This is a genomic window from Lewinella sp. LCG006 (genome assembly GCF_040784935.1).
Classification (GTDB): Bacteria; Bacteroidota; Bacteroidia; order Chitinophagales; family Saprospiraceae; genus Lewinella.
This window is the reverse complement of the sequence record NZ_CP160680.1, coordinates 1,236,451-1,248,180: the sequence shown is the minus strand read 5'-3', so window position 1 is coordinate 1,248,180 and position 11,730 is coordinate 1,236,451. Positions and strand designations below refer to the sequence as shown.

The following is an 11,730-nucleotide window of genomic DNA, read 5'->3' as shown; positions in this document are numbered from 1 at the left end:
TCTTACTTATTCCGCAAATCCGTCAAATAGCGTTCCAGTTCAATTTCGTCGTAAACAAGCACTTCTCTTGCCTTGGAACCTTCTGATGGCCCCACAATCCCGGTAGCTTCCAGCTGATCCATAATTCGGCCAGCTCGGTTGTAACCCAGCTTCAGGCGGCGTTGGATCATAGAGGTAGAACCGTGCTGTTGGGTGACAATCAGGCGCGCAGCATCTTCAAACATTTCGTCAAGGTCGCGGTAGGAAAGGATGGCTGATCCCTGCATGTCTTCATCACCATGAAATTCTGGCAGCAGGTAAGGCTCTGGGTATCCCTGCTGATTGCCAATAAAATCAATGACGCGCTCCACTTCTGGGGTATCAATGAAGGCACCTTGGATACGTACCATTTCTCCACCAACGCTCAGTAGCATGTCTCCACGGCCGATAAGCTGATCCGCACCACCACCATCAAGAATGGTTCGAGAGTCCACTTTCGCCGTTACTTTGTAGGCAATCCGCGCGGGGAAGTTGGCTTTGATTACACCGGTGATGATGTTGACCGATGGGCGCTGGGTAGCAATCACCAGGTGAATACCAATCGCGCGCGCCAACTGTGCCAGTCGACCGATGGGCAGTTCTACTTCCTTGCCAGCCGTCATGATGAGGTCAGCAAATTCGTCAATTACCAGCACGATGAACGGTAGGAAGCGGTGTCCTTTCTCCGGATTTAAGCGGCGGGCGACAAATTTCTCGTTGTATTCCTTGATGTTACGCGCAGAGGCCTTCTTCAGCAAATCATACCGCTGGTCCATCTCAATACAGAGCGAGTTCAGGGTGTGAATAACTTTATTGGTTTCGGTTGTAATGGGTTCATCCTGTCCGGGGAGGAAACCGAGGAAATGATGCTCCAGTTTACTGTAGGGAAAGAGTTCTACTTTCTTAGGGTCAATCAGTACCAGCTTCACCTGCGAAGGGTGCTTCTTGTACAAAATCGACATGATGATGGCGTTGATCCCTACCGATTTACCCTGTCCGGTAGCACCCGCCACGAGCAAGTGGGGCATTTTGGCCAGGTCGGCTACAAACACTTCGTTGTTGATGGTTTTACCCAGCGCGATGGGCAAGTCCATCTTGGCCGTTTTGAATTTCTCGTGCTTGAGCACTTCCCGCATGGACACGACCTGTGTATTCTTGTTCGGCACCTCAATACCTATGGTTCCCTTGCCGGGAATAGGCGCAATGATACGGATACCGAGAGCGGATAATGAAAGCGCAATATCGTCTTCCAGGTTTTTGATCTTGGAAATACGTACACCGGGAGCAGGGACAATCTCGTACAAAGTCACCGTCGGGCCAATGGTTGCCCTGATTTTAGTGATTTCGATTTTGTAATGAAGCAGCGTTTCAATGATCTGATCCTTATTAGCTTCCAGTTCTGCGCGATCAATCTCTACCTTTTGGTGGGAATAATCTTCCAAAAGTTGCACGCTAGGATATTCGTAAGTCGATAGGTCGAGCGTAGGGTCGTAGGGTTCCGAATGATCGTCGTTTTCTTCCTGGAAAGGTAAGGCCTGCCCGGTAGGATTGCTAGGTGTACCGCCGCCGGCGCCGGGTGTGGCTTCTTCAATTTCCAGTTCTGAATCCCCGGCGCTGAGTGTCGAGGGTTTTTCGGCTCTGCGTTTTTCTGCGAGTTCGAAAGCGAGTTGGCTACCACCTGGGCGCAAGGTGGTTGGCAGGGCAGGAAGGTCACCTTCTTCGGGATCATCGCCGTAGTCGTCTTCAAAATCATTTTCGGCTTCCAGTGCGCGCTTGTTCTTATTGGCTAGTGCTGCTGCTGCAGCATCGCGCTTTTTACGGCGCAAGCTGGCACCGCTGGTCAGGTCGCTAAAGTAATCAACCACCTCTTCCAGCATTTTATCAAGGGTCAGCTCATTGAAGTTGGGATTGGTGCGCCAGGTGACCATACCAATCACCACCGCGATGATGAGTAACCACAAGCCTATGGTGCCGACAAAATTTTGCAACCAATCGGCAATACCTTCGCCCACGGCTCCTCCCCACGGGAAATTGGCAGCACCGGTGATGAATTCCAGAAAAACCGCCGATACCAACATGGCTACAATCGTGTAGTTGATGGTAGGCATTATAGTAGTGAAAGGCTGTCTGAAAATGCGGTTGTTTCCTATTTTGAACAACAGGTAGACAAGGAGGAAAGAAGGAAGTCCAAAGCACCAATAAAAGAAAAAATTGGAGGTAATGGCACCTAAGCGCCCCAGCCAGTTGGCCATTTCGGCATTACTGTTGAGAATGTCCCAGCCCGTCCTTGTCTTGACCAGGTTCTGATCAATATGCCAAGTGAATAGATAAGAGAAAAACGCTACAAATAAATAAGCCGCGATAAACAAACAAAGCAGGCCAAACAACTTTGGTATTCGTTCGTCGTTCAGCCCCAACCTCAATGCTAACTGACCTTTTTTCTTCTTCTTCGCCATAGGTGTGCCTCTGCGGCTTCCAGGTGTATGTGGCGGAACAACTCAGGGCAAAAGCATGCTTTGAGCAGTTCCGTCAATTTGCTAAGTAAAAAGCAAAAATAAGGAATTTTCTTTCACCGCCAATTTTGTGGTGCGGCGATCAGGGCAAACGCACCAAAATAAAATTTCCCCCAAGGCGGATAGGATAAAACACGGATCAAAATGCGATATTCAGCGTGATTGGGCATCCAATGGACATCAGAGCTGCGTATATATTAAAAAACGTACACCAAAATATTTTTTACCTGATGAAAAAAACAATCTACCTTCCGTACTCTTTCTTAGTATTTTTTGCATTTGTCAGCTTTTCCCTTTTAGGGAACAACCTCCACAAGGGGTCCATCAGTGGCATTGTTCGTGACGCTACAACCCAGTTGGAGCTTGGAGGTGCAACCGTAGAATTACTAGATCAAGACAAAACTGCCTACACCAATGAGTTGGGGGTGTTTAGTTTCATGGGCTTACCAGCGGGCCAGTATTCGGTAAGGGTAAGCTACCTGGCTTATGCCTCCGTAACGTTGGAAAATATCACGGTTTCCGACGACAGCACGCAGCCACTTCGCATCAACTTACAACCCGAAAATGTCAACTTGCCAGATGTGGTGATCAGCGCAAAAGCCATTGATCCTTTTGCCACCATTTCTCAAGTCGACCTCAAGACGCGGCCAGTCAACAATGGGCAGGAACTTTTACGCATGATGCCCGGACTCTTTATTGCTCAACACGCTGGTGGCGGTAAAGCTGAGCAGATTTTTCTGCGTGGTTTTGACATCGACCACGGCACTGATTTAGCTATCCAAGTAGACGGGATGCCGGTGAACATGGTCAGTCATGCCCACGGACAAGGTTATGCCGACTTGCATTTCGTCATCCCTGAGATTATTCAATCCATTGATTTACGCAAAGGGCCTTATGCTGCCCGTGACGGGAATTTTGCTACGGCTGGTGCTGTAGAGATGACTACGACCAACCGACTGGCTAGAAATTTCGCAAAAGCTGAAGCGGGGAGTTTTGATACTTATCGCTTAGTGAGCGGACTCAATCTTTTGCCATTGGGAGGGGAGAACAGTGCAAGCGCCTATATCGCTTCGGAAGGTATTTTTACGGATGGATACTTTGAGTCACCTCAGAATTTTTATCGAATCAATACCCTTGCTAAGTACTATAATCCATTCGATGGCCGACAAAAACTTACGGCTACTTTCTCGGCCTTTAGCAGCCGCTGGGATGCCAGTGGTCAAATCCCTCAGCGGGCTGTTGATCAGGGATTGATCAGCAGGTTTGGAGCCATTGACGATACAGAAGGAGGCCAAACCAGCCGCATCAATGCCAATATCCAGCACCAGTATATCCTCAATCCGAGTACGCAATTGGAAACCCAGTTTTTCTACAGCAAATACGATTTTGAGCTTTATTCCAATTTTACCTTCTTTGAAAGAGATCCCGTCAACGGTGATCAAATTCGCCAAAAAGAAGATCGCCATTTGTTTGGTTACCGTAGCCGACTGCTCAAACAAACCGAGTTTTTGGGCTTGCCCTTGAATGCGCAATTGGGCTGGCAGCTGCGTTTTGACCGTAGCAATGATAATGAGTTGTCTTACACACGTAATCGTACGACGACCCTGGAAAAAGTGCAATTGGGTGATGTGACCGAGTTGAACGCCGCCGTTTATGGGGAAGCCAACTTACAATTGTTACCAGCACTTCGTCTACAGGCCGGCTTGCGTTATGATCGTTTCCGCTTTCAGTATCTCGACCAGTTGAAGCCTGCTTACGAACAACTATCAACGACCGACGGTATCCTCAGTCCTAAATTGAGTTTATTCTACCAGGTAAGCAATGGCTGGCAGCTTTATGCTCGTGCCGCCCGAGGTTTTCATTCCAATGACACCCGTTTGATTTTGGAACAGGAAGTTAAGAGCAGCCTGCCTGCTGGTGTGAGTTATGACCTGGGAGCATTGTTTAGAACAGGCCGCAGCTTGGTCTGGCAAATCAATGCCTGGCAGCTTGATCTGGAACAAGAGTTTGTTTACGTGGGGGATGAAGGAGTGGTGGAACCGAGTGGAGCAACCATCCGCCGTGGTTTGGAAGGCATGGCACGTTGGCAGATAGGCCAAGCTTTTTTTGCTGATGCCAATGTTACCTACACCCATGCCCGCAGCAAAACAACCGAAGCAGCTGATCGTATTCCTTTGGCGCCCATCTGGACCAGCACCGGCGGACTTAGCTATAGCCCTGCCGAAGGTTGGCAAGCTTCTCTGCGTTACCGCCTGCTTGGTGACCGCCCAGCCGATGAAGCAAATAACCTCACGGCTTCGGGGTATTTCTTGCTCGATGCCAACCTGGGTTACCAGGGCCGCAATTACTTCGTTGGCCTGAGCGCAGAAAATTTACTCAACGATGAGTGGAACGAAGCGCAGTTCGCTACAGAAACCCGCCTTTTCAGTGAAACAGAAGCAGTGGAAGAGATTCACTTTACGCCGGGCGCTCCATTTAGCTTGCGCGGGAAAGTGGTGTTGTATTTTTAGGGTGATGCATCGTTGAGAAATATCATTCTTCATAGTGTAGAATTTACATCCGACCCGAGTATCTGTGGTCCTTATAGGACTCGAGCTAATGTATATCATGGGGTAGGACTAGCATCCTACCCCAGTATCTGTCGTCCTTTCAGGACTTGGCCCTTCGCTAAAAGTCCTGAAAGGACGGCATCCGTTATCGGCGGAAGATATTCCGTCGGTCCTCCCTCCCAAACAATCCTCTTCCCAAAGGGTAGTATCCACCTCCCACCCGAGCATCTGCCGTCCTTTCAGGACTTGTGGGCTAGTGTATATCATGGGGTAGGACTAGCATCCCACCCCGGTATCTGTCGTCCCTTCAGGACTCGGCCCTTGGTTAAAGGTCCTGAAAGGACGACATATATTAGCCCCCGAAGGAACGATAGACGTCGACCTCCCCGTCCATCTCCTCGCATAAATAGAAAAACAGGAGCGTGTTTTTCAAAAGTGTGTATAATTAATTTGTTAAAAATACATATCTTAGCAAACTCAATATCCCTACTTAGGTGTCATTCTCGGCAACTTACCATAAAAGTAGGAGTTCCACTTCCATCAACAACGCTAATTCTTAGCGATAGCCTTCAATGACTATACCTGCAAACGACAGCCCTCGTACTGTCCTAAGTTGCTATTTAATCTATTCGTAGTTATCAAAATTATTCTAAAAACCTTGTTTTATGGGTCAATCTCTCGTTAAAAACTATATTCATATTGTATTCAGCACTAAGTACAGGCAGCCTCTAATACAGCCGTATTTTGAAAATGAGCTGCACGCTTATCTTGGCGGAATCTGTAAGTCATTAGATTGCCCTGTTTTGGCTGTCGGTGGCTATACAGACCACGTTCATATTCTAACGATGCTCTCCAAGAATATTCCATTAGCAGAACTGCTACAAAAGCTAAAAGCAAACTCTTCTAAGTGGATAAAAAGCAAGCACCCTTCACTCGATGAATTCTACTGGCAAAACGGATATGGAGCCTTCTCCGTCAACCCAAAACAAGTGGGTATTGTCATTAGGTATATCCAAAACCAAAAGGCCCATCACACTAAGAAAGACTTCAAGACAGAATATTATTCTTTACTCAAACAACATGAAGTTTCCTTTGATGAGCGTTATGTTTGGGACTAATTGAAGTCCATTATGGGGTAGGATTCACATCCCACCCGGGCATCCGTTATCGGCGGAAGACATTCCGTCTGTCCTCCCCCAACAATCCTCTTCCCATAGGGGAGTATCCACATCCCACCCGGGCATCTGTCGTCTTTTCAAGACTCGGGCTAATCTATACATGAGGTAGGATTGGCATCCTACCTCGGCATATGTCGTCCTTTCAGGACTCGGCCCTTCGCTAAAAGTCCTGAAAGGACGCCAGATGCTACTAGCGGAAGACATTCCGCTGATCCTCCCCATCGACCTACTCCGTCCTTTCATGACTCGACCTTTGGACAAAAATCCTGCTAAATCTCCCATCCGTACTATCTTAGCGTTTCATCTTTCATCTATGCTATTTGTCTTATGCAATCCATCACCGTTTTTTGTGGCTCCAGCAGTGGGAGCAAGCCTATTTATGCTGCGCAAGCTACCTTGCTGGGTAAAACACTCGCCCAACGTGGGATTACGGTTATTTACGGAGGTGCCCAGGTAGGGTTGATGGGTGCAGTGGCCGATGGTGCTCTGGCTGAAGGAGGGGAGGTGATTGGCGTGATCCCCGGTTTTTTGGGGCGTAAAGAAATTGCCCACACGGGGCTTTCTGAATTGATCGTTGTGGAAAGTATGCACGCGCGCAAGCAGCGGATGAATGAATTGTGCTCGGGTGCGATTGCGCTGCCGGGCGGTTTTGGTACTCTGGAAGAACTCTTTGAAATGCTGACCTGGGCCCAATTGGGGCTCCACCAGAAACCTATCGGTATTCTGAACGTGGATGGTTATTACGACGAACTGATCCGGCTATTGAAAAGTATGGTCAGCAATGGCCTGCTTCGGAAAAGTAATCATGATATGGTACTGGTGGATGAAACGATCGCAGGGTTGCTCCAACAAATGGAGGACTACCAACCGCCGCAGGAAAAGAAGTGGATGACCAGCTCGCAAACCTAAAAGAGGGTAGATGAATACGTATTCATCTACCCTCTGAGGAAAAGCAACTACCGGAGTAGCTTACTTTCGTTGCTATTATAACTTAAATACCGATTTGACGGGTAAGGTTTGCCCTTCACTGCTCAACACCAGGAAGTAGCGTCCAGCAGGAAGCCTGTTCAAATCAATGGTAAAACGTGTCTCACCATTGATCAATCCTGTAGGGATGCTTTGTAGGCTTTGGCCTAATGCATTGGTAAGGTGCAGCGTTGCATCGCGATTTTCATCACTGGTAATTTCTACCGTGATCGGATCATTGGTGGTTTGGGTAGGGAATACATTCATTTGCACCGACTGTGCTAACACCTGATCAATACCCGTGACCAAGCCACGATTCAAGTTGACGGAACGGGGCTGGCTTGCATCAGCGTTGCTACCATCCGTAACTACTACCCGGTGATACAAAGTAACATTACTGCCTACTTCTACGCCATTGGCACCCAAAAGTAAATCAACGGTACCAAATGTGGTCGCGAAGAAAGTTTCATCGGCCGTAGCCGTAGAGAAGATGACATTTTCAAACGCCAGGTCTGTGGCCAATTGCCAAACGTAGCCTAAACTATCATTGTCTACGTCCGTACCCGGTAGCCAGGTCACGGTAAATGCCGTAGTGATCTCTCCGACAATGTCAATTAATTCGCCCTCGGTAGGCAAAAGGAGATCTCCTGCTTGGGGGAAAAAGTTGACTTCCGGGAGAATTTGTCCACGCAGCTCACCGCTGGCTTGGGCCGCAGTGTGAATGTTGGCGTAGTAGTTGTCGGCCCGCAGGCTGGCTACTTGCTCAGTAGTAAGCTCAAGTGTATTGTCAGCGGCGGTAAAGAAGCCACTGAGATTGTCGGAGGCCAAAGTAGCATTCAGCGGAAAAGCAATGTCACCGTTGTTGCCTACTCCCGCCAAGTGCAAATGGGCACCACCAGCAATATTGGCGTCAAATTCACCAGCCAAGTTGGCGAAGCTACCTGTAACAATCAAGGTCGTATCTCTAAGTTCCAGCTTTAAACCTCCTAATCCAGACACCGCTAGGGGCATGGTTTCGTTGATGCCATCCAGGGTGGTGTGGAAAAAAGATTGTGCGGAAGGCAGTACCTGGCCACGGATTTCACCTCCCGTATTTTCGGTAGAGTGGATGTTGACGTAGACCATTCTTTCGCGCAAGGTATCCAAAGCACCGCTGCTCAGCTGAAAGCGATTGTTGACTGCTGAAAACACGCCAGAAGTACCTGGTTCATCCACATTCAATACTTGTAAGATTGGACCACCTTGTCCGGCAAAGCCCGTATGCAAGTGGGCTCCTCCCGCAACAGCGGTCGCCAGTGGACTGCTTAGGTTGGCAAAAGATCCTACCGCTACACTGGCTCCAGCATTAGCTTCCATCGCGATCATACCCCTTGCTGCAGTGTTGACGGGCACTGCTTCACTTACCCCGGAAAGGGGAGCAAAAAAGTAATTGGCAGATTCGCCCATCAGGTTACCCCGTAATTCACCTCCTGCGTTGAGCAGTGAATGGACGTTGACGTACATCCCGCGTGCACGAAGCATGGCCCGTTGGTCGGCGTCTACCGTAAAGGTGTTTGCTGCCGGGCGGAAAACACCGTTCAAAAGATCAAGATCGGTCACTGGGGCTAAGAGGAAAACAACATCGCCGGTTTGTCCGGGTAAACCAGCATGAATATGCGCACCACCAGCAATGGCGACATTCAGCGCACTGGACAGGTTACGGAAGCTACCGGAAGCGATAGCCCGGTCGCCAGAAACTTCCAGCTTAATCATCCCGTAAGCGGATGTACTAACGTCAGGAATTTCCTGAGTCCCCGTCAAAGGTGCGGTGAGTACGTATTGGCATTCTGGAAGTACCTGCCCCCTGATCTCACCAGCAGGGTTGGCCAGGGTGTGGATGTTTACGTAGAAACCACGGTTGAGAAGTGCTTCCTCTATGTCCGGAGTGAGTGGGTAGGTGTTGCTAATTGCTTCTACGGTTGCCCCACGATTGTCGGCATCAATATCAATGGTTAGCGGTATTTCTACACCTCCGTTGGTACCAGCTACGGCACTGTGCAAGTGGATGCCTCCAACAATGTCCGTAGCGATATCGCCTTCCAAACCACCAAATCTACCCGTAACGATCAACTCATTGTCGGTCATGGTCAGTAAAAGCTGACCTGAAGCCAGGGAGGTTGTCAATGGAATTTCGTTGGCTGCTGCCAAATGTGCGCGGAAGACGGTACGCCCGGGGGCTAGAACTTGCCCGCGCAATTCCCCACCTTGAAAATTAGCAGAGTGGATGTTTACGTACATGTTGCCGCTCTCTAAGGCTGTTTGTTGCTCACTCGTTAACGTGAAAGTATTGTTCGTAGCCAGAAAGGTGCCACTCAAGCCGTCGGCCTCGACGGTAGGGTTGAGGATAATCGCAACATCTCCATTGCTACCCGCAGAAGCAATATGGAGGTGCACTCCGCCAGCAATTTGCGTGGCCAAGGCGCTACTTAGGTTACTGAAAGTACCCGTAGCAACGAGTTGGTCGCCCGTCACAGTAAAAGCCAAAGCTCCGTAAGCCTCCGTCATAATCGCAGGAACCTCGTTGTTGCCAAAGAGGTTGGCCCAATAATAGGCGTCACTTTGTGGGAATAACTGTCCACGGAGTTCGCCTCCGCCATTGGCGAGCGTATGAATGTTGACGTAGAAGTCTCCAGCTCGGAGTTGGTTGACCTGCTCGTTGGAAAGCACAAAGGTATTGGTCGCAGCGACAAAAACGCCCCCCAGAAGGTCGGGGTCTAAAATTGGAGTCAGGTTGAAAGCAATTCCTCCATTCCTACCCGCGGGAGCAATGTGTAAGTGCGCACCACCAGCTACGGTGGCATCGAAGGGGCTACTCATTTTTGAGAAAATACCACTGACGACGAGGATGTTGCCGGTAAGTTCGGCGGTGATGTTACCCGTTCCGGATGTGGCTACGGCGTAAACTTCTTGTCGCCCACTCAGGGTGGCTTCAAAAATTTCTTGAGCAATTGCTGCTCCGCTTAACAGTAATGCTAAGCAAAAAAGTAATAAATTTTTCATTGGTTAGTGGAGTTGTGTAAAATAAAATAAACGGTTGATGTCAGCATGATTAAGTCTTTATAAAAAAGACTTACGAGAGCACTAGGGTGGGTGGATGTTTTATCCTTGAAATGATAATCTGGTGCCAGATGTTCGTTTCTCAGGGAAAGACCGTTTATCTTAGAGCACAAAATTGACCACTATGTTAGCTCCGATTCGATTGTCTTCTCCTGGCCCTGTTTTTTCCCGTTTGGTAGCGGGCGTAATGACTTGGGGAGTTTGGGGACACGATCTTGACATCAAAGAAATGTCAGCGATGATTGATCATTGTCTTTCTTTGGGAATTACTACTTTCGATCATGCTGATATTTATGGGCATTATACGACCGAGGAAGCATTTGGCAATGCCTTGGCACTCCAGCCCCGAAGAAGGCATGAAATGCAGTTGGTCACTAAGTGCGGTATCCGACTGGTTTGTAAGGAGCGTCCCGAAAACGTGGTGAAGGCCTATGATCACCGTAAGGAATATATCATTGCTTCAGCGGAGCGAAGCTTACGCAATTTACGTACAGATTACCTGGACCTCCTGCTCATCCACCGACCGAGCCCACTGATGCAGGCCGATGAAGTGGCCGAGGCCATAGCTCATTTAAAAGCAGCAGGAAAGGTGCAGCACTTTGGGGTCTCTAATTTTACGCCCTCTCAATTAGACTATTTACGGCAAGTAACCCCGCTGGTTACCAATCAAGTGGAAGCGAGTCTTCTGCATACGGCCCCCTTCTTTGATGGTACCTTCGATCAGTGCCTCCAATTGGGGATGCACCCCATGGCCTGGTCGCCGCTGGGAGGCTTTTTCAATCGTGATGATGAAACCGCCTCCCGGGTCGCTGATCAGTTGGACGAAATCGGTCATAAATACCGCAACCCTGGAGCAGATGTCATCTTGCTCGCCTGGTTGTTACACCACCCAGCGGAGATCTTGCCTGTACTGGGTACGGCGCGCCCATCGCGGATGACAGCGGCAGCTCAAGCCCTTGAAATTTCGTTGACCGATCTGGATTGGTTCGAATTATTGGAAGCTGCCAGAGGACACGAAGTGGCTTAGCAAGATAGATTTCCAAAATCTCTTCCAGGAAATCCGACGGTTATTGATTCACCTTTGCTTATTTACCACTTTTTTCCATTTTTTTTGCCTTACCCCTTTCGCCGTATCATTTTTTCTTGTAGAATTGTCTTGATAAAAAGCTTTTGTAATCATTGCTCATAATGAAACAGTTAGATAAGCAACGTCAGAGTCGACCAGAAAACAACGCTTCTGGGACTAATTCTAATGATCAACGCCGACGCACCAAACTCCAACCTGTCGGTAAACAGAAATACAAACCCAAACAAGTCTATTTAGAAGACGAGGACGACGAAGAGATTGATCTTTTCGGCCTTAATGAGGAAGACGAGGATTACTACGACGAAGACGAGGACTAAACGTCC

Annotated in this window: 7 protein-coding genes; 5 read left to right on the top strand and 2 right to left on the bottom strand. The window is 48.8% G+C overall.

Going from position 1 to position 11,730, the window contains the following annotated elements; genetic code table 11:
• Positions 1-2: 2 nt before the first annotated feature.
• Positions 3-2,474, bottom strand: a complete 2,472-nt coding sequence (locus tag AB0L18_RS04350) for a DNA translocase FtsK 4TM domain-containing protein (protein ID WP_367391360.1) — start codon at positions 2,472-2,474, stop codon at positions 3-5.
• A gap of 287 nt (positions 2,475-2,761) precedes the next feature.
• Here AB0L18_RS04350 and AB0L18_RS04345 point away from each other — a divergent pair, with 287 nt between their 5' ends.
• From AB0L18_RS04345 to AB0L18_RS04335, 3 genes are all read left to right on the top strand, one after another.
• The gene (locus AB0L18_RS04345; protein WP_367391359.1) at positions 2,762-5,041 is read left to right on the top strand and encodes a TonB-dependent receptor; all 2,280 of its coding nucleotides are present in this window, start codon (positions 2,762-2,764) and stop codon (positions 5,039-5,041) included.
• Positions 5,042-5,745: 704 nt separating this feature from the next.
• On the top strand, positions 5,746-6,198 hold the full coding sequence (tnpA, locus tag AB0L18_RS04340; RefSeq protein WP_367391358.1) for an IS200/IS605 family transposase: 453 nt from the start codon (positions 5,746-5,748) through the stop codon (positions 6,196-6,198).
• 387 nt (positions 6,199-6,585) lie between these two features.
• Positions 6,586-7,167 (top strand): TIGR00730 family Rossman fold protein, encoded by a 582-nt coding sequence (locus AB0L18_RS04335; protein WP_367391357.1) that lies wholly within the window; start codon positions 6,586-6,588, stop codon positions 7,165-7,167.
• 75 nt (positions 7,168-7,242) lie between these two features.
• On the opposite strand, the gene AB0L18_RS04330 is transcribed toward AB0L18_RS04335, so the two are convergent.
• A complete protein-coding gene (locus AB0L18_RS04330; protein ID WP_367391356.1) occupies positions 7,243-10,263 on the bottom strand; it encodes a CHRD domain-containing protein in 3,021 nt (1,006 codons plus the stop codon).
• Between the two features lie 181 nt (positions 10,264-10,444).
• On the opposite strand from AB0L18_RS04330, the gene AB0L18_RS04325 reads away from it, so the two are divergent.
• Both AB0L18_RS04325 and AB0L18_RS04320 read left to right on the top strand, forming a co-directional pair.
• Positions 10,445-11,347: an aldo/keto reductase family oxidoreductase gene (locus AB0L18_RS04325; RefSeq protein WP_367391355.1), complete on the top strand. Its 903-nt coding sequence runs from the start codon at positions 10,445-10,447 to the stop codon at positions 11,345-11,347.
• A gap of 161 nt (positions 11,348-11,508) precedes the next feature.
• A complete protein-coding gene (locus AB0L18_RS04320) occupies positions 11,509-11,724 on the top strand; it encodes a hypothetical protein (RefSeq protein ID WP_367391354.1) in 216 nt (71 codons plus the stop codon).
• Positions 11,725-11,730: the final 6 nt, after the last annotated feature.